The organism is Streptomyces sichuanensis (assembly GCF_020328095.1).
In the GTDB taxonomy this organism is placed as follows: domain Bacteria; phylum Actinomycetota; class Actinomycetes; order Streptomycetales; family Streptomycetaceae; genus Streptomyces; species Streptomyces cinnamoneus.
On sequence record NZ_JAIXMK010000088.1, the window covers coordinates 1 to 22,980 of the forward strand.

Sequence of the window (22,980 nt, forward strand, 5' to 3'; positions counted from 1 at the left end):
GGGGGCTACGCCCTGGGCAGCCTGCGGGCGCGCCGGGGCGGCGGCCGCTTCGCGGTGCCGGCGCCGGAGCCGACCGGGGCGGCGCCCCCCTGGCGGGGGGCCGGGGCATGAGCGCGGGCCCGGTGCCGATCCTGATGTACCACGCGGTGGCGCACTCGCCCGCCCGGGCGGCGTACGGCCTGTCGGTCTCGCCGGAGGCGTTCGCCGAACAGATGCGGCTGCTGGCCGACTTCGGCCACACGCCGGTGACGGCCGGCCGGCTGGCCGCCGCCTGGCGCGGGGGCGGGCGGCTGCCCCCCAAGCCGGTGCTGATCACGTTCGACGACGGGTACGAGGGCGTGCACCGCTACGCCCTGCCCGTCCTGGCCGGGCACGGCTTCGCGGCGACGCTGTTCGCGTCCACGGGCTGGCTGCGCGGCGCGCACGAGACCGGGGGCGCGCTCGACCTGATGCTCAGCTGGGACCAGCTCCGGGAGCTGGCCGCGGCGGGGGTGGAGATCGGCGGGCACAGCCACACGCACCCGCAGCTCGATCAGCTGACCGATGAGCGGCTGTCGTTCGAGGTGCGGCACTGCCGTGACCTTCTGACGGCCGAACTGGGTCACCCACCCGTGTCGTTCGCCTATCCCTACGGCTACTCCAGCCGCCGGGTGCGCGGTACGGTGCGCGCGGCCGGGTTCGGTGTCTCGCTCGCCGTGGGCAACGCGCTGGCCACGCGTCGCCAGGGCCCCTACGCCCTGGAGCGGGTGACCGTGCGCCGCACCACGGGGATCGCCGAGTTCGAACGGCTGGTGGAGGGCCGGGGCCTCGGTCGGCTCTTCGCCGGGGACCGGGTCCTGACCAAGGGGTACGCCGTCGTCCGCCGCAGCCGCAGCGCCATCAGGAAAGCGACCGAAGCCTGTGCCTGACACGTCCGCGCCGATCGAGGAACGCACCGAGGGCAGAGCCGAGGAGCCGGCGTCCCGCCGGCTGCGGCTGCCCGGGCGCGGCGTCGGCAGTCCGTTGTTCCGCAATGCCTTCGCGCTGATGCTCAACACGGGCATCAGTGCCGTCCTGGGGGTGGGGTTCTGGCTGGTCGCCGCCCGGTACTACACCGAGGAGTCGGTCGGTCAGGGCTCGGCGGCCATCGCCGCGATGAAGCTGCTGGCGGGGCTGACGGCGGTGACGCTGACGGGGGCGCTGGCCCGTTTCATCCCGGTGGCGGGGCGGACGACGGGCGCCCTGGTGCTGCGGACGTACGCGGGCAGTTCGGTGCTGGTCGCCATCGCGGCCGGGGCGTTCCTGGCCACGCTGGACCTCTGGGGGCCCTCCTACCGCTTCCTGCACGGATGGCTGCCGGGGCTCGGGTTCGTGGCGGCGGTGGTGGCCTGGTCGCTGCTGACCCTGCAGGACGGGGTGCTGACGGGGCTGCGCAGTGCGTTCTGGGTGCCGGTGGGCAACACGGTCTTCTCGGCGGTGAAGCTGGCGCTGCTGGTGGGGCTGGCGGTGGCGCTGCCGGTGTCCGGGGTGTTCGTGTCCTGGGTGGTCTCCATCGCGGTGTCGGTGGTGCCGTTGGGCTGGCTGGTGTTCCGGCGGCTGGTGCCCGCGCACGTACGGGCGACCGAGGACAGCGCGTGCCCGGCGTCGCCCCGGGAGATGGGGCGTTTCCTGGCCGGGGACTACACCGGGTCGCTGTTCTCCCTGGCGGTGGTCTATCTCGTCCCGGTGATCATCGCCGCCCAGGTCAGCTCCGCCGACAACGCCTACTTCTACATCACCTCCACCATCGCCGGCACGGTCAACCTGCTGGCGATCAACATGGGTGCCTCGCTGACGGTGGAGGGCTCGCACGACCCGGCGCGGCTGGCGGAGAACTGCCGGGCCGCGCTGCGCCGGATGGCCAGGATCATGGTGCCGGTCTGTGTGCTGCTGTTCCTCCTGGCCCCCTACGTCCTGCGGGTCTTCGGCCGGGGATACGCGGAGGCGGCGACGCCGCTGCTGCGGTGGTTCGCGGTGGGTGCGGCGCTGCGGGTGGTCATGGAGGTCTACTTCGCGGTGCTGCGGGCGCAGAGCCGGACGGCCGGGCTGGCCTATCTGCAGGGGCTGCTGTGTCTGCTGGTGCTGGGGCTGACGCTGGTGCTGCTGCCCCGGATGGGGCTGACGGGCGCGGGGGTCGCGGAGATCTGCAGCCTGACGGTGATCACGGGCATCGCGGCGGTGAAGCTGCGGGGAGTGCTCAGGGCAGCGGCTCCGGCGCCCTCCTCCGGCGCCGACGAGACGCCGCCCGACGGCGACCTGGCGGACCTGGCGGTGCACGGCGACCGGCGGGACGACGGCGCGAAGGAGCGTGAGACCCGCTCGCTCGGCACCCGCTGGGCGCTGCGCTCGGCGCTCGATCCGGACACCGTCCCGCTGGGCGTGCGGCTGGACATCGACCATCCGGAGCGCCGCCCGGACGTCCGGCCCGGCCCCGAGGGGCCGGAGAGAGGGGCGGAGCAGGCGGAGAAGAAGGCCGCCGGGAAGAAGGCGGAGGAGCCGCCGGTGTCCGCGGCGCTGCCGGTGGCCACGCCCGTGCGCCGTGTGCGCCGGTGGCGCACGCCGGAGACGGCGGCCCGGCTGGTGCAGGTGCTGCTGGCCGGTGCGCTGGCGCTGTACTGGCTGCCGCTGACGGCCGTGGGCGAGGTGGACCTGGACGGCATGGGCGGGTTCGGGCTGGTGTCCGTCCTGCCGGTGGCGACGCTGCTGGGCGCCGGGCTGCTCGTGGTGTGCTTCGCGGGCGCGCTGTCGCTGCCCCGCCCGCGCCCCTGGCTGCTGCTGACGGTGCTGCTGGTGACGGTGGTGTCGCTGCATGCGGTGCCCGCGCTCCTGGAGGACCGCCCGCGCTTCGCCACGGCCTGGCAGCACCTGGGCTTCCTGGACTTCATCGACCGCACGGGGGTGGCCGCGCCCGACCTCGACGCGCGCTGGAGCTGGCCCGGCTTCTTCGCCCTGGCCGCGTTCGCCGCCCGCGCCTGCGGCGTGGAGGACCTCACCGAGGTGCTGCGCTGGTGGCCGCTGGCCGTCCAGCTGCTCTGCCTGGCACCGCTGTGGCTGCTGATGCGCGCGGTCCGGGCAAGCTGGCGGGCGACGTGGACGGCGCTCTGGCTGTTCGCGCTGTCCGGCTGGGTGGGGCAGGACTATTTCTCCCCCCAGTCCCTCAACTACTTCTTCTACCTGCTGTTCGTGGCCGTCCTGCTGGTGTGGTTCCGCTGGCCGGGGCAGCTGCGCGGCCGGCTGCTGCCCGGCGAGCAGGAGGTCGTGCCGGCCGGCCGCGGCACGCGCGTGGCCCTGCTGGCGCTGGCGATCGTGCTGTTCACCGCCTCGGTCGCCAGCCATCAGCTGACGCCCTTCGTCATGCTGGGCGTCGTCACCGCCCTGGTGCTGGTGCGGCGGCTGTCGCCGACCGGGCTGCCCCTGCTGTGCGGGGTGCTGCTCGCGGTGTGGGTGGGGTTCCTGGCGGAGCCGTACTGGTCGGGCCACTTCGACGACCTCTTCGGCGGGCTGGGATCGCTGGGCGGCAATCTCTCCTCGTCCGTGTCGGGCCGCATCGAGGGCGGCAGCGCCACGCACAAGATGGTGCTCTACGTCCGCGTCGCCCTCGCCGGCGGCGTGCTGGCGTGCGCCGCACTGGGCTGGTGGCGGCGCCGCCGCGCCGGGCTCGGCGACGTCTGCCTGCCGGTCCTGGCCTGCGTTCCGTTCCTCGCCTTCGGCATGCAGTCCTACGGCGGCGAAGTGGCCCTGCGCGTCTTCCTCTTCGCCCTGCCCGGTGCCTGCGCCCTCGCCGCGCTCGCCTTCTTCCCGCGCCCCGGCGCCCGGCAGGCCCGCGTCTGGCGCGGGCCGCTGGCGGCGCTGCTCGCCGGCCTGGTGCTCGTGCTGGGCTTCCTGGTGGCCCGCTGGGGCAACGAGCCGTTCGAACGCGTCCGCCCCGGCGAGGTCGCGGCCATGGACTACGTCTACCGCCACGACCGGCCGACCGTCCGTCTGCTGTGGCTGAGCAGCAACACCGCCACCGACGTCACCCCCGCCATCCCGTGGGGAGCGCGCGACATGGAGCGCGTGCTGTACGAACCGGCCCTCGCCCCGCGCGACCCCGCCCAGGTGCCCGGCCTGGTGAGCGCCCTGCAGCAGGCCGGCCCCCACGCCTATCTCATGGTGGGCCGCGGGCAGTCGGTCTATCTGGAGCTCAGCGCGGGCTACGCCCCCGACTGGGAGCAGCGGCTGCGGCGCTCCCTCGACGGGCGGCCGGAGCTGCGCCGGGTGCTCAGCAACGAGGACGCGGTCCTCTACGAGCTCAAGGAAAAACCCGCCGGCAGCGCCCCCGCTCCGCGGCCGGGCCCCGCCGGGCCGCGGGTGACGTGGACGCCGGTGACGGTGGTCGGTGCGCTGGCGGCGGGGATGCTGCTGGTGCTGCTGACGGCGCGGGAGCTGGTGCGCGTGGGGGCGCGGCCGGGGGTGCGGCAGCTGCGGTGGCTGCAGGGGACGTTCTGGTTCGCGCTGCCGCTGCTGGCCGTGGTGCTGGGGGTACTGGCGTGGCGGCTGGCGACGATGTCGTAGGAGGGGCGGAAGCGCCTCAGAACAGCGGCCGGTAGCACAGGGCGGCGACGGCGCGCAGGCCCGGCGTCCGGCTCCCGGGCCGGTGGTGCGGCAGGACGTGGCCGTTCAGGGCGGTGACTCCGGTGTCCGGGTAGGTCAGGCGCGTTCCGCCGTGGCGGTCCCAGGCGGGGTCGCTCTCCAGGGCGCCGAGCCGCTCCATGGTGCTGCCGGTCAGGCCGGGGTGGACGTGGAGCGGGCCGACGTCGCCGAAGGCGGTGGTCAGCAGCGTCAGGCCGCACTGCTCGGTGTCGATGTGGAGGAAGACCTCGTCGTCGTTCTCGTAGTAACCGTACGCGGCGAAGGTGGGGACGAGCAGCCGGCCGGTGAGCGCCCGCGCCGCACCGGTCAGCGCCAGGTGGATCCGGGCCAGCAGCGGTCCGCCGGCGGCGGGGGTGTTCCGGGCGGGCAGGCGGCGGGCGGAGACGGGGGTGCGCGGTCCGCGCCGCGGGATCACGGCCGCGGCGTGCCGGGCCCGGCCCTCCGCGGCGATACGGCCGGCGAGCGCCCGGTCCCACAGTCCGGGGAGGCGGACGTGGCCGTGGGCGGCGAAGGCGTGCTGTTCGGCGCGGGTGACGGTGGTCCGGTGCAGCAGCACGTCGGGGGCGGCGGTCACGGTCAGGAGGTGGTGGCGACGGGCCAGGAGGGCTCGGCGGTGTAGTGGGCCAGTTCGCTGGCGGCGGGCAGCTGCAGCAGGCCGGCGAAGCTGTAGCCGCCGGCGAGCGGGATCCGCACGCTCTCCCGCAGGTGTGCCTCGATGGCGTCTCTGGCCTCGGGCGCGGCCTTCGCCGTCTCGACGGTCTCCCGGGGCAGGACGTAGTAGTTCTCCTCCGCGTCGACGATGACGAGGGCCTGACTCGCGTTCTCGGGCACAGCGGCTTCCCTTTCGTTCCCGGCGCGGTGGGCGCAGGGGGAAGTCTTTCCGCGGGCCGCGGTGATGACAACAGCCCGGACCCGCCCCGGACGGGTGATTCCCCGGCCGTGTGCACGCCTTCAGAGCCAGCGGACCTCGTAGGCCGCGAGCTCGACCGCACGGCCGTCGACCCGCGTCGCGACCGCTCTGTCCTGGGTGTTGACGACCAGGACGGAGCTGCCGGCGGCCAGCACCTGCACCCGCGCGCGGTCCTCCTCCGGCACGTCGGCGGTGCGGAAGTCCGTGCCCGGCGGAAAGGCTCCGGCGAACCGCGCGAGCAGGTCCATCATGGGCAACGCCCCTCCCCCGTCGCGCAGTTCGGTACTGCGCCACAGGCAGCCGGGGCAGTCGGCGCCCCGTTCCTCGGGGTTCCAGTAGAACGCGCCGGCCGCGCCCGCCCCCGCCAGCTGCATCATGGCGCTGGCCTGCACGGCGACGCGGTGGGGCTCGGTCCACGTCTTGCGGCCGTCGTGCTCGTCGGCGGGCTCGACGTACCACTCGGCCCACCACACCGGCAGGCCCGTGGTCCGGCCGAGCCACGTGGTGACGTCGGCGAACTTCCGGGTGGCCGCGAACTCGTCGGGGACGGGCCGGTTGCCCGTGCGGGTGTAGCTGGCGCCGTCGACGACGACGAAGTCGGCCCCTTCCTTGTGCTCGTCCCAGTACTCCAGGGCGTCGACGGCACGCTGGTCCACGGCCCCCCACGGGCCGCTCACCCGGGAGGCGTTGGCGTCGTCGCCGGGGGCCTCGCTGTCCATGACGACGTACGGACCGCCGACGAGGGCGTGCCTGTTCCGCTTCTTCAGCTCCTTGTAGACGAGGTTGTAGAGCTCGGTGTACCCCTCGTAGTCCCAGCGCTTCCTCGATTCGTCGTAGAAGCCCTTGAACTCGTTCCAGACGATGAAGTGGCGCACGTCCGGATAGCGCTGGGCGATGACACCCGCGAGCCGGGCGAAGTCCTTGTAGTGGGCGCGGTCGGGGGCGGTCTCCAGCGACTTCTGCGACCAGTCGGTGTGCTCGTCGCCGCCCTTCATCCAGTCGGGGGCGCAGCACAGCGTGAGGACGGGCGCGGTGCCGGTGCTGCGCATGAGCGCGACACGCCGGTCCAGGTCGGTGAAGTTGTAACGGCCGCGGCGCGGCTCGGGGTTGTCGGCGCCCCAGCCCATGATGTGCTGGTTCTGCGGCAGGGGTGCGCCGGAGAGGGTCTTGGCGGCGGTGCGGCGGGCGGCGTCCTGGCCGAGGTCGGCGCTGTACTGGGTGTGGGTGAAGCCCCAGCCTATGCGGGCGGCGGCGTCCGGGCGGCCCCGGTCGCCGCCCTGCTGCCGGGCCAGCAGGGCGGCGGTGACCAGCGCGGCGAGGGCGAGGGCCGTGGCCGTGAGCAGCGCCACGAGCCGCCACCGCGGCGGCCGCGACCGCCGCCACCACGTCGCCCGCAGCAACGCTGGACCTCCCCCATGACGTCCCATCACGGAAAGGGTATCCGTGGCGGAAAGCGTGTGCGGTGGCTTCTCGGCCAACGGGGGCGGAAACGGGGAAAACCCGGGTGCGCCGGGGCGATCCGTGCCGGATCATGGGCGGCATGTGTGCCGACAGGAGTGACGACCGCCCGCCGTCCCCGCTCGTCCGGCTGAACGTGGACGCCGATGCCCCGGCCGATGTCATCGACGCCCTCTTCCTCGGACCCTTCTCGCGCGGCGAACAGCCCTACGCCCGGGGCCACTCGATGGAGCGCGTCCGTTCCGGTGCCTCGCTGCTGCCGCCCGAGGCCCGGGTGGTGCGCTCGGCCCGGGACGACGACCGCAGGGCGATCCTCGCCGAGGGCGAGGGCTGGTCGCTGCTGGCGGCCCGCTGGAACCGCAGTGCGGACGTGACGGTGACGGCCGTCAGCGACGAGCTGGCCAAGGCGGTGCTGGAGCAGGCGGTGGACGGCGCGGAGGACGACCCCGAGCCGCGGCCCGAGCACGTCACCATGGGCTTCTGGTACCTCTCGCCGCGGCGCGGCCCGCACCGCACGACGCGGCAGATCTCCGCCGGCACGTGGGAGGAGGTCCGGGCCCACTACACGGCGCCGGTGGCCGATGCGATGGACCGGCTGATGAAGGTGACCCCGGACGACATCGCCGGCCGATTGCTGCTCCTGCACGGCCCGCCGGGCACCGGCAAGACGTCCGCGCTGCGGACGCTGGCGCGGTCGTGGCGGGACTGGTGCCAGGTGGACTGCGTGCTGGATCCGGAGCGGCTGCTGAACGACGTCGGCTATCTGATGGACATCGCGATCGGCGAGGACGACGGCTCGGCGAAGGGCGGCCGTTGGCGGCTGCTGCTCCTGGAGGACTGCGACGAGCTGATCCGCGGCGAGGCCCGGCACGCGGCGGGCCAAGCCCTCTCGCGGCTGCTGAATCTGACGGACGGTCTGCTGGGCCAGGGCCGCAACGTCCTGGTGGGCGTCACCACCAACGAGGACCTGGAGCGCCTGCACCCGGCCGTGGTGCGGCCGGGCCGCTGCCTGGCCCGCATCGAGGTGGGCCCGCTGACCCGGCGCGAGGCGGTGGCGTGGCTGGGCCGCGAGGAGGGGGTGGGCCGGCACGGAGCGACGCTGGCGGAGCTCTTCGCCCTACGGCGGGGGGCCGGCCCGACGTCGGTGCCGGGCCAGCAGGACGGGGCGGACGCCGGGTTGTACCTGTAGAGGTGCAGGGGCCGGGCGGGACGGGGGCGCTTTCAGTCCCCGTACGCCACCCGCAGCGCGTCCTGGACGGCTGCCAGAGCCGCCTGCCGGTCCAGGCCCAGGCGGTGGGCCCGCTGGGCGTACGTCGCCGCCGCGGCGGCCGCCTCGCGGGCGGCCGTGTCGCCCGGGGCGGCGATGAACGTTCCGTTGCGGCCGCGGGTCTCGATGACCCCGTCCGCCTCCAGTGCACGGTACGCCTTGGCCACCGTGTTCGCCGCCACCCCCAGGTCCTCCGCGAAGCCGCGCACGGTCGGCAGCTTGTAGCCGACGGGGAGCTCGCCGGAGCGGGCCCGGTCGGCGATGCGGGCGCGGATCTGCTCGTAGGGGGGTTCGGTGGCGTCCGGGTCGACGGTCATCTGCAAGGCCATGCCGACCATTGTGCGCTCTTTTCTCGCTACTCCGAGCGCTGGTAGGTGGTGCACCCGAGCGTCTGAGGACACATCCGCACCGTGTCCTGGTCGACGACCTGAAGGGTCACGTTGTACGCCAGGTAGCGGCACGTGCCGGCCGTCGTTCCCGGAACCACCTGGATGAACGTGCCCGCGTAGGTGGATCCGTCGCCCCTGATGACGGCGTCCGCGGGATCCACCTTCGGCTCGTTCCCCAACTCCTGCTCGCACGTCGCAGGGTCGGTGCCGTGGCTTCCGTCCTGCGTCCCGGTCGCCCGGTAGGCATCGGAACCGGCGGGCTCCAGGAGCAGGCGCACTTGCGTGCGACCCTCGCCTCGGGCGTAGGTACCGGCGACCGACGCAGGAGAAGGAGAGGACGTGTCCGTGTCTCCGGACGTACCACCGGACGAGCCGTCTCCGCCCGAGACGAGGGCACTGATGGCGATGCCGCCGACGAGGGCGACAGCGGCGCATGCCGCGGCAACGGCCCACCAGAGCTTACGGCGCGGTGGCCCGTGCCGTTGCCGAGGCGGGGACGGGGGCGAAGACGAGGGCGGGAAAGGGGACGGTGAAGAGGACGTGGACGCGGACGCGGGTTGGCCGACCACGGGACGGAGTTGTGCGAGGTTGTGCAGGGCGACTGCCGATCCGGCTCCGTCGCCCAGCCGTTCCCACAGGTCACGGGCCTTTTCGAAGCAGTCCCGCGCGGCGTCGAGTCGGTCCCCGCAGAAGTCGAGCAGTCCTTGCTGGTTGGTGAAGAGCGCTTCGGACGCCTGGTCGCCGGCCGCCCTGGCCGCCTCGATCCCCTCGGTGAGCACGTGATTCCAGGCTTCCCAGCGGCCCTTCAGCGCCAGAATCGGCTGGATTTCCCGCACCAGGCGGATCACGGCCTGCCACTCGCGGCGCTCGGCCACGAAGGCGATCACGGACACGGCCGCCGTGATCGCGTCCTCGGTCTCCTCGCCGTCCGGATCGCGGGCGCCCAGCCAGCTGCCGAGTTCGTGGACGGCATGGGACAGGTTGAGGTACGCGAACAGGGTGGGCCGGTAGCCGTCGGCCCGGCACACCGGCAATCCGAACCGGTCGTCGCGCTGCTCCGCCATACCGCGTCGGCGCAGCTTCCGCAGGGCCTCGACGGCACCGTCGACATCGCTCATGACCGTCAGGAGCTCACCGGGGAGCAGCGAGCCTGCCGCCAGGGCCAGAACGGCCAGCACGCGGCGTTCGCTTTCGGCGAGCGCGTCGAGGGCGAGCCGGTCGAGGGTCTGCGGGTCACGCCGGACGTACTCGGTGAGATCGTCGAACGTGCACTCGCCCTCGCGCACCAGGGCAACGCCCTGTCTGAGGCGCAGGGGCCGGCCTTCCGCTGCCTCCACGAACCGCGTCACGGCCCACTGTTCGGGCCCGGACAGCTCCGTCAAGGGCCTGTCCAGTTCGCGCGCCACCAGTTCCAGGGCCGCGGCGTCGGAGAGGCCGGGCAGGTTCCGCGACACCCCGTGGCGTCCGAGGACCGGAAGGGGCGTACCGAGCACGAAAACGCAGCCGGGAAGATCGTCGATCAGCGGCCCCACCTGTTCGAAGCCGCCTCTCACGTCGTCGAGCACCACCACGGCGTTCATCCCGGCGAGCGCTTCGGCACGCTGCTCGGGGGTGGGCACCATGGGCGGGTCGCAGGCGTAGAACGCGGCGAAAACGCGCTGCAGCAGTTCCCTCGCGTCGTCATCACCGGCCTGCAGGAACACAGCCGGCACACCGTGCCGGCCGGGATCGGCGGCTACGGCCTGCAGGAGGGTCGTGGTACCGAGTCCGCACGGCGCGTGGAACTCGATGGGGCGCCGGGACGCCATCGCACTGCGCACGTCCTGCAGCTGTTCCTCACGCCCCAGGAACAGGGACGGCGGAGGAGCCGTGAGGACCCTCCGCAGAACGATCTCCGGGGCAGGCGTTGCGGGCGGCACTCTCCTGATCCGGCCGCCGGTGTCGCCGGGCAGCTCGATCTCAAGATTCCCGTAGCGCACGGATTGCGCACTTCGCATGGGGACCCCCTGCCAGTGCCGGCCGGGTGAATCGCTGCGACCACGTCGCTCCCTTCCGACACTGGGTCCCCCGGGGTCCGGTGTCAAACGGGAGCTGAACGGGAGCCACCGGGCGGTGGTCTCTCCGCCCTCCGCCCCTATGCGGGGAAGCCGCCCGCAACGCCGAGGCGCCGGTAGCGTGCGCGTCGATCGGCGCGCCGTTCGTTCTGGTCACGCGCCCTGAGAGCCGCCATGTCCGCTCCGATCACACGGCCGAGGGCCGCGAGGAAGTCGCCCTGCGCGGCGTCCTCCTCCACGATGCGGTCCACGATCCCGTTCGCCAGGAGGTCGGCGGAGCGCACTCCCTGGCGCGCGGCCACCTCGTAGGCGCGGTCGGTCGTCCGGTGCAGGATCGCCGACGCCCCCTCGGGCGGCAGCGGCGACAGCCACGCGTGCCGTGCCGCCACGACGCGGTCCGCCGGGAGCAGTGCGAGGGCGGCGCCGCCGGCTCCCTGCCCCAGCAGCAGGCAGAGGGTCGGTGCGGGGAGGTTCACCAGGTCGGCCAGGCAGCGGGCGATCTCCCCCGCGAGCCCGCCCTCCTCGGCCTCGCGCGAGAGCGCGGCTCCGGCGGTGTCCACCACGGTGAGCAGCGGAAGGCCGAGCTCGGCCGCGATGCGCATGCCGCGGCGGGCCGCCCGCAGCCCGGCGGGGCCGAGGGCCTGGCCGGCGGCCGGGTCCGGGTGGCTGCCGCGGTCGTGGCCGAGGACCACACAGGGAGTGCCGCCGACCCGTGCGAGCGCGAGCAGGAGCCCCGGGTCGCGCTCCCCCGCTCCCGTGCCGCTGAGCAGCGTGATGTGGGTGGCGGCGGCGCGCAGGAATTCCCGTACGCCGGGCCGGTCGGGCCGGCGCGAGCGGCGAATCGATTCCTCGGCGGAGGGCACGTCGGGGCGGGCGCCGGGCGGATCGAGGGGAGCGGCAGCCACCCGGCCCGCCCCGTCCGCGGTCAGGACGGACAGTGCCCGGGCCGCCACCTCCGCCAGCCGCCCGGCCGGCAGCACGGCGTCCACCAGCCCGTTGGCCAGCAGGTTCTCGGCGACCTGGACGCCCGGCGGGAACTCCTCGCCGTAGAGCGCCTCGTGGACGCGCGGGCCCAGGAAGCCGATGAGGGCGGCCGGTTCGGCGGCGGTGAGGTGGCCCAGCGACCCCCATGAGGCGAGCACTCCGCCGGTCGTGGGGTGCCGGAGGTAGACGAGGTAGGGCAGCCCGGCCGCCTTGTGGTCGGTGATCGCACCGGTGACCTTCACCATCTGCAGGAAGGCGATGGTGCCCTCCTGCATCCGGGTGCCGCCCGACGCGGGAGCCGCCAGCAGCGGCAGCCGCTCGGCGGTGGCCCGCTCCACGGCCCGCACCAGCCGCTCCCCCGCGTCGACGCCGATGGACCCGGCGAGGAAACGGAACTCGCAGGCCACCAGGGCGACCCGGCGGCCGCGCACCCGCCCCTCACCGGTGATCACCGATTCGTCCAGGCCGGTCAGCTCCCGGGCGGCGAGCAGATCGGCGCGGTACTCGGGATCGTCCGTGGTCAGCGCGACGGGCTCGTCCCAGCACCGCCAGCTGCCGGGGTCCACGACGGCCAGGAGGAGATCGAGGGCGGAGGTGCGCTTGCCGGTGTCGGTCATACCGTCAGCCTGTCATGCCACGGCGAGCAGGGCCTCGAAGCCGCCCGACCGGGCCAGCCCCTCCAGCTCGTCCAGCGCCCGCCACGCCGCGTCCGCCGTCTCCGGCTCGCGCTCGGCCAGCCCGCTCTCGGCGAACTCGTCCTCGTCCAGGCGCAGTACGGTGCGTCCGTCGCCGGAGAGCCACAGGTCCAGGTCGAGGTCCTCGGCCTCGACGCCGTCCGCCGTGACGCGGGCGGGCCGCGCGACGTCGCAGTACCAGCCCTTGCGCGTCCCGTCGGCGGCCCACACCTCCTTGACGGAGTACCAGCGGTCGCGCCAGTAGTGCTCGGTGAAGACGTCCCCCGCCTCGAACCGCACGAACCCGAAGTCCTTGTCGCCCTCCCCGGCCCAGGGGGCCCTGACGACGACGTGCGCGCCGTCGTCGGCCAGGACCTCGGCCGGATAGCGGATCTTGGTGCGGCCCGCCTTGAGGAGGGAGACGGTCGTGGTGGTGCCGGACGTGAGGGTGAGTGCGTCGCTCATGATCGCAGGGTCTCCCGGGCCGGGCCGGGACACCAGCGATTTACCGCAGGGCGGCGGCGAAGGCCACCCGTGCGGCGGCGCCCCTAGCTGACCATCGACGCGCAGTTCGCCGGCGTGGCGTTCGCGGGGTCGAGGGCGTTGGCGGCCTCGTGGAAGGCGACGCGGTCGATCGTGCCGACGGTCAGGTGCATCGAGATGTCGACCGGGCAGAGGTCCTGGACCGTGACGTTGCGGACGTTCGGACCGGAGAGGAACTGCGTGCGCCAGGGCGTGACGACCTCGTCGTAGCGGGTCGCGATGACGGTGTAGCGGACGCCGGGGACGGTGTCGCCGCCCTCGTTGAGGCGGTTCATGAACTCGGAGCCGACGACTTGGTCGGTCAGGCCGGGGGCGGTGCCGTCGATCACCTCGCGTGCGCCGGGGACGACGTCCAGCAGCCTGGCGATACCGGAGAGGGTGGTGCCGTGGCTGTTGGGGGCGATGCCCACCAGGGCGCCCACCTTCTTCGCACCGCCGTTGAACTTCATGTACTGACGGGGGATCATCCCGCCCTGCGAGTGACCGACGATGTCGACCTTGTCGGCTCCGGTGGCTGCCAGCACCTTGTCGACGTCGCCGGCGAGTTGCTCGGCCGACTTCGCGACCGGTCCGAGGCCGTGGAACGCGGGGATGCCGGGCAGCTTGCCGTAGTCGAAGGAGAAGACGCAGTAGCCCCGGTTGACCAAGTAGGGGGCGAAGGCCCACCAGTTGCTGGTCGCGTTCTCCAGCGTGCCGTGCACGAGGACGACGGGCCGCGGGTGGGCGGCGGAGGGCTTGCAGGAGAAGTCGTTCCAGCCACTGCGGACGACGTCCGCACCGGCGGGGGCCGCCGCCGCGGTCCCCGGAATCGCCGACAGTGCAAAGGTCAGGGCAAGAGCGGCCCCGAGGGACGTGATCGGTCTCCGGAACACGCGGCGCAGCACCACAGGTGACTCCTCGCAGGTGGGGGGTGGGCACGCCTCGTCACGCCGGGAACACATGTTTCAGGCTTGGTAAAGGCGTGCTAAAAGGGCGTTAACTGACGTGCGAGTAGATTGATGGGTAACTTTTGCTTTCGTCAAGCAAGTTGCCAGAAATCGTAAAGGAGTGGTTTCAGGCCACGTGCAGCGTCGATGCCGGCCCCACGGCCGCCATGCCGAAGCGCGCCCGCGCCCGGTCGACGGCGGCCTCCACGCGCCGCGCCTTCTCGTCGGCGGAGTCGAAGGTGAGCTGGTGCGCGGCCCGTTGGGCGTCGCACAGCCCCTCCGCGCGCAGCGCCACGGCCCGGACCCTGGCCCGCTGCAGCGCGAGGGCGGCGTGCAGCGCATAGGCCGCGGCGGTCAGGTCGGGGGTGTGCGCGGTCGGTTCGGCGAAGGTCCGGCTGCGGGTGGTGCTGGAGCCGTCGGCGTAGCGGACGGTGAGCTTCAGGCCGCGGGCGGCCTGTCCGCCGCCCCGCAGCCGGGCACCCAGCCCGTCGGCGAGCGCGAGCAGCGCGCGGCGCCGGTGGTCCGGGTCCAGCTCGTCGCCGTCGAAGCGGTGTTCGGCGCCCAGGGAGCGGGCCCGGGTGTCCGGGGTGACGGGCGTGGGGTCGAGGCCGCGCGCCCGCTCGTGGACCCGCAGCCCGGCGGCCGGGCCGAGGATGCGCTGCAGCGCGGGGAGCGGCGCGGCGGCGATCCGGCCGATGCTGTCGAGGCCGTACGAGCACAGGGTGCGGGCCGTGGCGGGCCCCACGCCGTAGAGCGCCGCGGCGGGCTTGCGGGCCAGGAACGCGGCGACGTCGTCCGGGCCCGCGCCGAGGGTGCGGACCGCCCCGGGGGCGCCGTCCTGTGCGGCCATCCTGGCGAGCATGGGGTTGGCGGCGATGCCGACGGTGCAGTCGACGCCGTAGCGGGCGAGGGTGCGGACGCGGAGCAACTCCGCGAGTTCGGCCGGGTCGTGCCCGAAGTAGCGCACGGCGCCGCGGACGTCCATGAGCGCGGCGTCGGGGGGCAGCGCCTGCACGGCGGGGGTGATTTCGGCGAGCAGCGCGAGGAGACCGTCGTAGGTCTCCTCGTCGAGGTGGCCCGCGCCGGCGCCGGGGTGGAAGTGCACGTACAGGACGGTTGTTCCGAATGCCGCGTGCAGCGCGGTCCGGGGGGCCGGGGGCCTGTCCCCGGTCTCCGGAAGGGGCGGGACCGGGGAAAGCCTTCGCGCGTTCATCCCGCACTCCCCTGGCTCGCGTGCCACAGCTTGCGCCCCGTGGCCGTGCCCTCGCCCGCGGGCTGCAGGTCGGCCCACGGGTGCATGGCGTAGCCGGTGGGCAGCTGGATGCTCCGGCCCGGGGCGGTGCCGGCAGGAGCCGCGCCTGCCGCCAGGACCTCGGCCACCGCCGCCAGCCCGCCCTCCTCGCGGAGCCCGGCGAGCCGTGCCAGGTCCCAGGCCGCCGCGCCCACCACGCTCAGGCTGCGCGGGCCGCGGCGCTGGACCACGCCGCGGACGAGCAGCAGCCACGAGTGGAAGACCGTGTGCGCGCACGCGGGGTGGCTGTCGTCGAAGAAGGCGCAGTCGACCAGGCCCGTGCCGTCGTCGAGGGTGGTGAAGATGACCCGGCGGCCCGAGCGGACCGGCGGGGTCTGGGTGGCGGCCTTGGCGCCGGCGACGAGGACGGTCTCGCCGTGCCGGGCGTCGCGCAGCCGCCGGGCCGGGATCGCGCCCAGCTCGGTCAGGAACGCCCGGTGGTCGGACATCAGGTGGCGGGAGGTGTCCATGCCGAGGACCTCCAGCTCGGCGCCGAGCCGCTCCCGCGCGTCCAGGTCGGGCAGGCCGATCGGCCCGGCCGCGGCGCTGTCGATCAGCGTGGGCTGGACGACGCCGTCGGGGTCCCGGCGGCCGTGCAGTTCGGCGATGTGCAGCAGGAGGTCCCGGCGGTTGGCGCCGAAGGCGTCCAGCGCACCGACCCGCGCCAGCCGTTCGGCCACCGGCCTGCCGGGCCGGGCGCGCCGCCACAGGTCCTGGAGCGAGGTGTACGGGCCCTGGAGGCGGCCGGTCACGATGCGCTGCGCCTCGGCCCGGGAGATGCCGTGCACCTCGGAGAGGGCGAGGCGGAGGCCCCACACGTCATCGGACATCAGTTCGATCGAATAGGCCGTGCCCGACCGGTTCACGTCCAGCGGCAGGATCGGCACTCCCCGCCGCCGGGCGTCGGCGAGCAGCAGCCGCTTGGGGTACATCCCGGGGTCGTGGGTGAGCAGCCCGGCGTAGAAGGCCGCCGGGTGGTGGGCCTTGAGCCAGGCCGACTGGTACGTCGGGACGGCGAAGGCCACGGCGTGCGCCTTGCAGAAGCCGTAGCTGCCGAACGCCTCGACGATCTCCCAGGTGCGGCGGACGACCTCCGGTGCGTAGCCGTGCTCCTCGGCCTTCTCCGCGAACCAGGCCCGGACCCGGCCCACCTTGGCCGGGTCGGACAGGGCGCGGCGGGTCTCGTCCGCGAAGCCCCGGCCGCAGCCGGTCATGATCCGCAGGATCTCGATGATCTGCTCGTGGAAGACGACCACGCCGTAGGTCTCCGCCAGCGCCCCGGCGAGGTCGGGGTGCGGGTACCGCACGGGGGCGCGTCCGTGCCGGGCCTCGATGAAGGGCCGGACCATGTCGGCCGCGACCGGGCCCGGCCGGAACAGCGAGATGTCGACGACGAGGTCGTGGAAGGTGGCGGGCTGCAGCCTGCCGATCAGGTCCCGCTGACCGGGCGACTCGATCTGGAAGCAGCCCAGCGTCTCGGTGGAACGGATCAGCTCGTACGTCGCCCGGTCGCCCGGCGGCACCTGTGCGGGGTCGTCGAGGTCGATGCGGCGCCCGGTGGCCCGTTGGATCTCCCCCACCGCGTGCGCCATGGCGGACTGCATCCGCACGCCCAGCACGTCGAGCTTGAGCAGCCCGAGCTCCTCCACGTCGTCCTTGTCGAACTGCGACATGGCGAAGCCCTCGCCGCTGGTGGGCACGACGGGGGTGCGGGCGCGCAGCGAGGCGTCCGAGAGCAGCACCCCGCACGGATGCATGGCGATGCCGCGCGGCAGTGCGTCCAGCGCCTCGACCAGCCCCCACAGCCGGGTGTCGGCGAGGCCGTGGGGCCCGGCGGCGACGTCGCGCAGCTCGGGCAGTTCGACCAGGGCCGCACGGGCGTCGCGGGCGCGGATGTGCGGGAACGCCTTGGCGATCCGGTCCACTGCGGCGGGTTCCATGCCGAGGGCGGCGCCCACGTCCCGCACGGCGTGCCGGACGCGGTAGGTCTCGGGCATGGAGACGGTCGCGACCCGCTCCTCGCCGAAGCGGTCGAAGATCGCGCGGTAGACGTCCAGACGGCGTGCGGACTCCACGTCGATGTCGATGTCGGGCAGCACCTGCCGCTCCACCGACAGGAAGCGCTCCATCAGCAGGCCGTGCGCGACGGGGTCGGCGTGGGCGATGCCGAGCAGGTGGTTGACCAGCGAGCCGGCGCCGGAGCCCCGGGCGGTGACGCGGATGCCGAGGGCGCGGGCGTCGTCGACGACCTGGGCGACGGTGAGGAAGTACGAGGGGAAGCCGCGCCGTTCGATGGTGTCCAGCTCCGCGTCCAGCCGGTCCCAGTAGCGGCGGTCGCGGCCGTGGCCGCGCAGCACCATCGCCCCGGCGCAGCGGGAGCGCAGCACGCGGGCGGCGGTGCGGTGGCCGGCGCCGACCAGATGGGGCTCGGGGAAGTGGACGGAGCCCAGGCCCAGGTGGTCCGCGGGGTCGACGAGGCACTCGGCGGCGGTCTCCTCGGTCATGGCGAGCAGCCGGTGCGCGGCCGCGCGGCGCAGGCCGGCGGCCTCCGCGACCTCTTCGGCGACGGCGGCCATGGCGGCCGGGTCCTTGAGCCAGCGTTCGCCGTCGTCGAGGGACCCGGGCCGGCGGGGGTCGATGGGCACCAGCCGGCGGGCGGCGTCGAGGACGTCGGCGACGGGCCCCTGGCCGGGGTCGGCGTAGCGGACGGCGTTGGTCAGGACGGCCCGTACGCGCTGATCCGCGGCGAAGCCGGCGGTGCGGGCGGCGAGTCGCAGGGAGCCGGGGCCGGTGCCGGTGCGGCCGTGCCGGACGACCTCCAGGCGCAGGCCGTCGCCGAACATCTCGCGCCAGGGCTCCAGCAGGCGCGCGGCCCGGTCGGGGCGTCCGGCGGCGAGCGCGCGGCCGACCTCGGAGTCCGGGCCGAGCAGGACGGTCAGCGGGGCACGGAGGCCGGCGGCGGCCCGGGCCAGGTCGGGGCGGGTCAGCTCGGGGCGCTCGGCACCGGCCGCATGGGCGGCGGAGACCAGCCCGCACAGCGCGGCCCAGCCGGCCGCGCCGTCGCGGGCGAGGAAGACGGTGCGGGGTGCCGACTCGTCGACGAAGGCCCCGCCGCGCACCGGGGCGCGGTGGCGCGTCGTGGGCCCGGGCGCCGGCAGCGGCTCCCGTACGGCCAGGTCCACGCCGAACAGCGGCCGCACTCCGGCCCCGGCGGCGGCCCGGGCGAAGCGGACGGCGCCGGCGAGGCTGTCGCGGTCGGTGAGGGCGAGGGCGTCCATGCCGCGCTCGGCGGCCCGCTCGGCCAGGCGCTCGGGGTGCGTGGCCCCGTAGCGCATCGAGAAGCCCGAAGCGGTGTGCAGGTGTGTGAATGCCGGACGTCCCGCCATCGCACCTCCTGCCGCTCGCTCCCCCCTGGCCGAAAACCGCCCCTCCTTCTCCACCATAAACCACTTCTCGAACGTCCGTACGAATAGACGTGCGAATGAACCGCCCGCACGGCCGCCCGGCGATCACCCGGACGGCCCCCACCGCCTGCGCCACCCCGGCGGACCCCGCAGGCTGACGCACATGGCCCACTCCCCCCGCGACGGCACCGGCTTCCTCCAGGAGGTGCGGGACGCGGTGACGGGCCGGGCCGCCCTGCTGGTGACCGGCGTGCTGGTGCTGCAGCTCGCCTTCATCGCCTCCTACATCGGCGCCTTCCACAGCCCGAAGCCCCGGGACGTCCCGCTCGGCGTGGTGGCCCCGCGGCAGATCGCGGGGCAACTGACGTACGAGCTGGCCGCACTGCCCGGCCATCCCCTGGATCCGCGCACGGTCGGCGACGAGGCGGCGGCGCTGCGGCAGATCCACGAACGCGATCTCGACGCGGCCCTGATCGTCGACCCGCGGGGCACCACCGACACCCTGCTGGTCGCCGGCGGCTCCGGCAGCTCGCTCGCCCAGGCCACCGAGGCGGTCGTCGCCCGCGCCGAACGGGCACAGCAGCGCACCCTGAAGACCGTCGACGTGGTCCCGGCGGCCGCCGGCGACTCCCGTGGGCTCAGCTCGTTCTACCTGGTCGTGGGCTGGTGCGTGGGCGGCTACCTGTGCGCCGCGATCCTGGCGATCAGCGCGGGCGCCCGCCCCGCGAACGCCCACCGGGCCCTGGTCCGGCTCGCGGCACTCGCCCTGTACGCCCTCGGCTCGGGGCTGCTCGGCGCGGTCGTCGCGGGCCCCGTCCTGGGCGCACTGCCGGGCGGCATCGCCGGACTGTGGGGCCTGGGCGCCCTGGTGGTGTTCGCCGTCGGCGCCCTGACCCTGGCCCTCCAGGGGCTCGCGGGCGTCGTCGGCATCGGGCTCGCGATCGCGATCGTGGTGGTGCTGGGCAACCCCAGCGCGGGCGGCGCCTACCCCTACCCCCTGCTGCCGCCCTTCTGGGGCACCATCGGCCCGTTCCTGCCGCCGGGCGCGGGCACCTGGTCCGCCCGGTCCCTCGCCTACTTCCACGGCAACGCCCTCACCTGCCCCCTGCTGGTGCTGTCCGGCTGGGCGGTGGCGGGCACGGCGGTGACGCTCGCGAGCGCCTCGTTCAGGGGCCGGAAGGGGCAGACCGAACGGTCGGTCTGAGCACTCTTCGGCCAATGCTGCCGCGGCCCGCCCCGTACGCGGGCGCGGGCCGGACCCGGCCCGGACCGCTTTTCGGCCGGGGCGGAGGGGAACTCCACATCACCCCGACACCCCTTGGATTCAATGATCAACAGGCTATCGGATCAAACTTCTTCGGCCACGCCTGATGTTTCGTCAATGATTTCAAGGCATCATCGCTGGTCAACACTCCTGAAACATTAATTCCTCCCTTTCTCGTACAAGTCGGGCAACACTACGGGGCCTATGTTTCCCCGGAGTTCCCCGGAGGATCTCCCGCCCATCGAATCCGGCCAGAACCAAGCGCTACTGAGGGTTTTCATGCGACGACTGAAAGTGTTCGATCGGGGTGCGTTCATGCCCGAGTTGGGCCAGACTGCCGTCCGTTATCTGACCCGACGAACAAGGGAGTGTTCGGAATGCGGTACATCACTGGGGGGTTCGCGCTGGGGGCCGCGCTGGCACTGGGCGGCCTGGTAGCGGCCGGGACGTCGGCGACCGCCGCGCCCTCGCCCGCACCCGCGGCACAGACGCAGAGTCTGTACGCGCCCTCGGCCCTCGTGCTGACGATCGGTCAGGGCGACTCGGCGACGGCCGCGGGCGTCCAGCGCGCGGTGACGCTCACCTGCATGCCCAAGGCCGACGGCACCCACCCGAACACGCGGGGCGCCTGCGCCCAGCTGCGCCTGGCCGGCGGCGACTTCGAGAAGGTCACCAAGATCAAGGAGGGCACGGCCTGCACGCGCGAGTGGAACCCCTCCGTCGTCACCGCCGAGGGCGTGTGGGAAGGCCGCCGGGTGAGCTTCGAGCGCACCTTCGCCAACCCGTGTGAGCTCAAGGCGGGCAAGGGCACGGTCTTCGAGTTCTGACCGGTCCGCCCGGCACCGGGCACGAGGCGGCCCCCGGACACCGTGGAGGTGTGTCCGGGGGCCGCCGGTCCATGAGGGGGCGTCAGCCCAGGGCCGCCCCGTACGCCGCGAGGGCCTCGCCCACCGGCTGGTAGTAGGTTTCCCCGCCCCGCACACAATTACCACTGCCGCCCGATGTGATTCCCAGCGCCTTGTCACCGGCGAAGAGGGGGCCGCCGCTGTCCCCCGGCTCGGCGCAGACGTCCGTCTTGATCAGCCCGGTCACCTGGCCCTCCTGGTAGTTGACCGTGGCGTTCAGGCCGGTGACGTGGCCGCTGCGGACGCCGGTGGTGGAGCCGCTGCGCTGGACGCCCTCGCGCAGGACCGCGTCCCGGAACCCGGTGATGGCCTGCGCACCGCCGTTGCCCACGGTCACCGTGCCCGGGTGGGCGACCGGCGGGTCGGTGTACTCCGCGAGGGCGTAGTCGTTGCCCGGGAAGCCGGCCGCGACCGTGCGGGCGATCACCGGTCCGCCCTTGGTCCCGGACCAGTCGGTGACGGCCTTGCCGCAGTGCCCGGCCGTCAGGAAGGCGGGCCGGCCGGCCCTGACGACGTTGAACCCCAGCGAACAGCGTGCGGACGGACCCCAGACGGCGTCGCCGCCGGCGATGAGCCGGGTGAGCGGGGTGGAGATCCTGTGCACCTCCACCGCCTCGCCGAGGGCGGAGGTGACCTCCGTGAGCCGCGCCAGCCTGGCGCCGGTGACCGTGCTGTCGGCGGTGACGACGACCCGTCCGGCTCTGGGATCCGTCACCCATGCGGTGCCGGGAATCGCGGCGCGCTCGTTCAGCACCTGCTGGACGGCGTCGAGACGGACGGGTGAGGGGCGCAGGTGCCCGGGCAGCGCCTGGGCCTGCTGCGGGGCCAGGGTCACCGCGGTGAGTGCAGCGAGCGCCGCCCCGGCCAGGACGGCGCGAACGGACCTCCAACGGATCTTCAACTCGGCACCTCCAGTGGGGGGTGGGCCCGGCCACGCACCCGGGCCCGGAGGACGAACGACACAGCCGCACCCCCCGATGGAGGTCGCGTCCATGCCAAGTTGGTCCGTCGAGTGTGCCGATCCGGGGAGGGAGTGCACAAGGGCGACTTCCAGTCGCGCGCATGCCCATGCATGCGCCCCCTCGCGCGCGAAGCGCCGGCTTCTGCGCGAGGGGGCGGTCAGAGGGGAGGAACGGGCCTACGTGCGCCCGGTGTCAGCAGCGCCCGGTGCCTCGTCCGGGGGCGGTTCCTCCTTCGGCGGCAACGTCCCGTCCGGGGGCAGCTCACCGAGCGGGGGCAGCGCCCCGTCGAGGGGCAGCTGTCCGGCCGGGGGCAACGCCCCGTCCAGGGGCACCTCCTCGACCGGGGGAACCTCCTCGACCGGGGGGACATCGTCGCCCGGGGGGACATCGTCGCCCGGGGACGGCGCGGCCGCGCCGTCCGCGGCCCGGCCCGGCGTCTGCGGGCCCGGTGCCTGCGGGCCCTCCGGATGCCCGGCACGCTCCAGGAACCGCAGCAGCTCGACGGGGAAGGGCAGCACGAGCGTGGAGTTCTTCTCGGCGGCGACGGCGACAATCGTCTGCAGCAGCCGCAGTTGCAGCGCCGACGGTTGCTGGGACATCGTCTGCGCGGCTTCCGCCAGCTTCTTCGACGCCAGTAGTTCCGCGTCCGCGTTGATGACGCGCGCCCGCCGCTCCCGCTCGGCCTCCGCCTGCCGCGACATGGACCGCTTCATGGTCTCCGGCAGCGAGACGTCCTTGATCTCCACCCGGTCGATGTGCACGCCCCAGCCCACGGCCGGGCTGTCGAGCATCAGCTCCAGGCCCTGGTTGAGCTTCTCCCGGTTGGAGAGCAGATCGTCCAGATCGCTCTTGCCGATGATCGAGCGCAGCGAGGTCTGGGCCATCTGCGAGACCGCGAAGCGGTAGTCCTCGACCTGGATGACGGCCTCGGCCGGGTCGACGACCTTGAAGTAGACGACCGCGTCCACCCGCACGGTCACGTTGTCCCGGGTGATGCCCTCCTGGGCGGGCACGGGCATGGTGACGATCTGCATGTTCACCTTGCGCAGCCGGTCGACGCCCGGAACGATCAGCGTGAAACCCGGGTGTCGGATCTCGGAGCGCAGCCTGCCCAGCCGCAGCACCACTCCGCGCTCGTACTGCTTGACCACCCGGGCCGCCGCCGCCACGTACACCACGGCCGCCGATCCGGCCGCCACCGCCGCCACCACGAGATCCTCGACCATCACGGCCCCCTGCCGTCGCACGTCGGGCGATATGTCCACGGTATGCCCGGCCCGGAGCGTGGTCGAGCCCCCG

17 protein-coding genes are annotated in these 22,980 nt (G+C 73.9%); 5 read left to right on the forward strand and 12 right to left on the reverse strand.

Annotated features, from left to right (window positions below):
* The first annotated feature begins 107 nt into the window (after nucleotides 1-107).
* Together LE181_RS23165 and LE181_RS23170 are read left to right on the forward strand one after the other, a co-directional pair.
* The gene (locus LE181_RS23165) at nucleotides 108-908 is read left to right on the forward strand and encodes a polysaccharide deacetylase family protein (protein ID WP_225663420.1); all 801 of its coding nucleotides are present in this window, start codon (nucleotides 108-110) and stop codon (nucleotides 906-908) included.
* Nucleotides 901-4,572: a lipopolysaccharide biosynthesis protein gene (locus LE181_RS23170; RefSeq protein WP_372458467.1), complete on the forward strand. Its 3,672-nt coding sequence runs from the start codon at nucleotides 901-903 to the stop codon at nucleotides 4,570-4,572. The genes LE181_RS23165 and LE181_RS23170 overlap by 8 nt, the downstream gene beginning before the upstream one ends.
* A gap of 16 nt (nucleotides 4,573-4,588) precedes the next feature.
* Here the strand turns inward: LE181_RS23170 and LE181_RS23175 are convergent, their stop codons facing one another.
* The 3 genes from LE181_RS23175 to LE181_RS23185 form a co-directional block, all read right to left on the reverse strand.
* A complete protein-coding gene (locus tag LE181_RS23175) occupies nucleotides 4,589-5,224 on the reverse strand; it encodes a hypothetical protein (protein ID WP_225663421.1) in 636 nt (211 codons plus the stop codon).
* A 2-nt stretch (nucleotides 5,225-5,226) separates the two neighbouring features.
* A complete protein-coding gene (locus tag LE181_RS23180; protein WP_225663422.1) occupies nucleotides 5,227-5,481 on the reverse strand; it encodes a hypothetical protein in 255 nt (84 codons plus the stop codon).
* Nucleotides 5,482-5,601: 120 nt separating this feature from the next.
* Nucleotides 5,602-6,987, reverse strand: coding sequence for a glycoside hydrolase family protein (locus LE181_RS23185; RefSeq protein WP_372458468.1), 1,386 nt, complete (start codon nucleotides 6,985-6,987; stop codon nucleotides 5,602-5,604).
* 113 nt (nucleotides 6,988-7,100) lie between these two features.
* On the opposite strand from LE181_RS23185, the gene LE181_RS23190 reads away from it, so the two are divergent.
* Nucleotides 7,101-8,207 carry a DUF5925 domain-containing protein gene (locus LE181_RS23190; RefSeq protein WP_225663424.1) on the forward strand — a complete coding sequence of 369 codons (1,107 nt, stop codon included), beginning with the start codon at nucleotides 7,101-7,103 and terminating at the stop codon, nucleotides 8,205-8,207.
* A 32-nt stretch (nucleotides 8,208-8,239) separates the two neighbouring features.
* Here the strand turns inward: LE181_RS23190 and LE181_RS23195 are convergent, their stop codons facing one another.
* From LE181_RS23195 to LE181_RS23225, 7 genes are all read right to left on the reverse strand, one after another.
* Nucleotides 8,240-8,614, reverse strand: a complete 375-nt coding sequence (locus tag LE181_RS23195; protein ID WP_225663425.1) for a GntR family transcriptional regulator — start codon at nucleotides 8,612-8,614, stop codon at nucleotides 8,240-8,242.
* Nucleotides 8,615-8,640: 26 nt separating this feature from the next.
* The gene (locus tag LE181_RS23200) at nucleotides 8,641-10,671 is read right to left on the reverse strand and encodes a hypothetical protein (protein WP_225663426.1); all 2,031 of its coding nucleotides are present in this window, start codon (nucleotides 10,669-10,671) and stop codon (nucleotides 8,641-8,643) included.
* 137 nt (nucleotides 10,672-10,808) lie between these two features.
* Nucleotides 10,809-12,329, reverse strand: a complete 1,521-nt coding sequence (locus LE181_RS23205) for a carboxyl transferase domain-containing protein (protein ID WP_225663427.1) — start codon at nucleotides 12,327-12,329, stop codon at nucleotides 10,809-10,811.
* Between the two features lie 12 nt (nucleotides 12,330-12,341).
* On the reverse strand, nucleotides 12,342-12,851 hold the full coding sequence (locus LE181_RS23210; protein ID WP_225663428.1) for a ribonuclease FAU-1 family protein: 510 nt from the start codon (nucleotides 12,849-12,851) through the stop codon (nucleotides 12,342-12,344).
* Nucleotides 12,852-12,934: 83 nt separating this feature from the next.
* Nucleotides 12,935-13,816, reverse strand: a complete 882-nt coding sequence (locus LE181_RS23215) for an esterase/lipase family protein (protein ID WP_225663429.1) — start codon at nucleotides 13,814-13,816, stop codon at nucleotides 12,935-12,937.
* Nucleotides 13,817-13,982: 166 nt separating this feature from the next.
* Complete coding sequence (locus tag LE181_RS23220; RefSeq protein ID WP_372458469.1) at nucleotides 13,983-15,068, reverse strand: DNA polymerase Y family protein; 1,086 nt, start codon at nucleotides 15,066-15,068, stop codon at nucleotides 13,983-13,985.
* Nucleotides 15,065-18,532 (reverse strand): DNA polymerase III subunit alpha, encoded by a 3,468-nt coding sequence (locus LE181_RS23225; RefSeq protein ID WP_225663431.1) that lies wholly within the window; start codon nucleotides 18,530-18,532, stop codon nucleotides 15,065-15,067. The genes LE181_RS23220 and LE181_RS23225 overlap by 4 nt, the downstream gene beginning before the upstream one ends.
* Nucleotides 18,533-18,713: 181 nt before the next feature.
* Between LE181_RS23225 and LE181_RS23230 the strand changes: the two genes are divergently transcribed.
* Both LE181_RS23230 and LE181_RS23235 read left to right on the forward strand, forming a co-directional pair.
* Nucleotides 18,714-19,754, forward strand: a complete 1,041-nt coding sequence (locus LE181_RS23230; RefSeq protein WP_225663432.1) for a DUF3533 domain-containing protein — start codon at nucleotides 18,714-18,716, stop codon at nucleotides 19,752-19,754.
* Nucleotides 19,755-20,191: 437 nt separating this feature from the next.
* On the forward strand, nucleotides 20,192-20,641 hold the full coding sequence (locus LE181_RS23235) for a subtilase-type protease inhibitor (RefSeq protein WP_225663433.1): 450 nt from the start codon (nucleotides 20,192-20,194) through the stop codon (nucleotides 20,639-20,641).
* An 82-nt stretch (nucleotides 20,642-20,723) separates the two neighbouring features.
* Here the strand turns inward: LE181_RS23235 and LE181_RS23240 are convergent, their stop codons facing one another.
* Both LE181_RS23240 and LE181_RS23245 read right to left on the reverse strand, forming a co-directional pair.
* Entirely contained in the window at nucleotides 20,724-21,620 is an 897-nt protein-coding gene (locus tag LE181_RS23240) for a S1 family peptidase (RefSeq protein ID WP_225663434.1), read from the reverse strand.
* Between the two features lie 237 nt (nucleotides 21,621-21,857).
* Complete coding sequence (locus tag LE181_RS23245; RefSeq protein ID WP_225663435.1) at nucleotides 21,858-22,907, reverse strand: slipin family protein; 1,050 nt, start codon at nucleotides 22,905-22,907, stop codon at nucleotides 21,858-21,860.
* Nucleotides 22,908-22,980: the final 73 nt, after the last annotated feature.

Excerpts from the sequence above, each read along its gene's own strand:
- LE181_RS23165 (WP_225663420.1), top strand. The coding sequence starts at position 108 with ATGAGCGCGGGCCCGGTGCCGATCCTGATGTACCACGCGGTGGCGCAC.
- LE181_RS23185 (WP_372458468.1), bottom strand. The coding sequence starts at position 6,987 with ATGGGACGTCATGGGGGAGGTCCAGCGTTGCTGCGGGCGACGTGGTGG.
- LE181_RS23190 (WP_225663424.1), top strand. The coding sequence starts at position 7,101 with ATGTGTGCCGACAGGAGTGACGACCGCCCGCCGTCCCCGCTCGTCCGG.
- LE181_RS23195 (WP_225663425.1), bottom strand. The coding sequence starts at position 8,614 with ATGGCCTTGCAGATGACCGTCGACCCGGACGCCACCGAACCCCCCTAC.
- LE181_RS23200 (WP_225663426.1), bottom strand. The coding sequence starts at position 10,671 with ATGCGAAGTGCGCAATCCGTGCGCTACGGGAATCTTGAGATCGAGCTG.
- LE181_RS23205 (WP_225663427.1), bottom strand. The coding sequence starts at position 12,329 with ATGACCGACACCGGCAAGCGCACCTCCGCCCTCGATCTCCTCCTGGCC.
- LE181_RS23210 (WP_225663428.1), bottom strand. The coding sequence starts at position 12,851 with ATGAGCGACGCACTCACCCTCACGTCCGGCACCACCACGACCGTCTCC.
- LE181_RS23220 (WP_372458469.1), bottom strand. The coding sequence starts at position 15,068 with ATGAACGCGCGAAGGCTTTCCCCGGTCCCGCCCCTTCCGGAGACCGGG.
- LE181_RS23225 (WP_225663431.1), bottom strand. The coding sequence starts at position 18,532 with ATGGCGGGACGTCCGGCATTCACACACCTGCACACCGCTTCGGGCTTC.
- LE181_RS23230 (WP_225663432.1), top strand. The coding sequence starts at position 18,714 with ATGGCCCACTCCCCCCGCGACGGCACCGGCTTCCTCCAGGAGGTGCGG.
- LE181_RS23235 (WP_225663433.1), top strand. The coding sequence starts at position 20,192 with ATGCGGTACATCACTGGGGGGTTCGCGCTGGGGGCCGCGCTGGCACTG.
- LE181_RS23245 (WP_225663435.1), bottom strand. The coding sequence starts at position 22,907 with ATGGTCGAGGATCTCGTGGTGGCGGCGGTGGCGGCCGGATCGGCGGCC.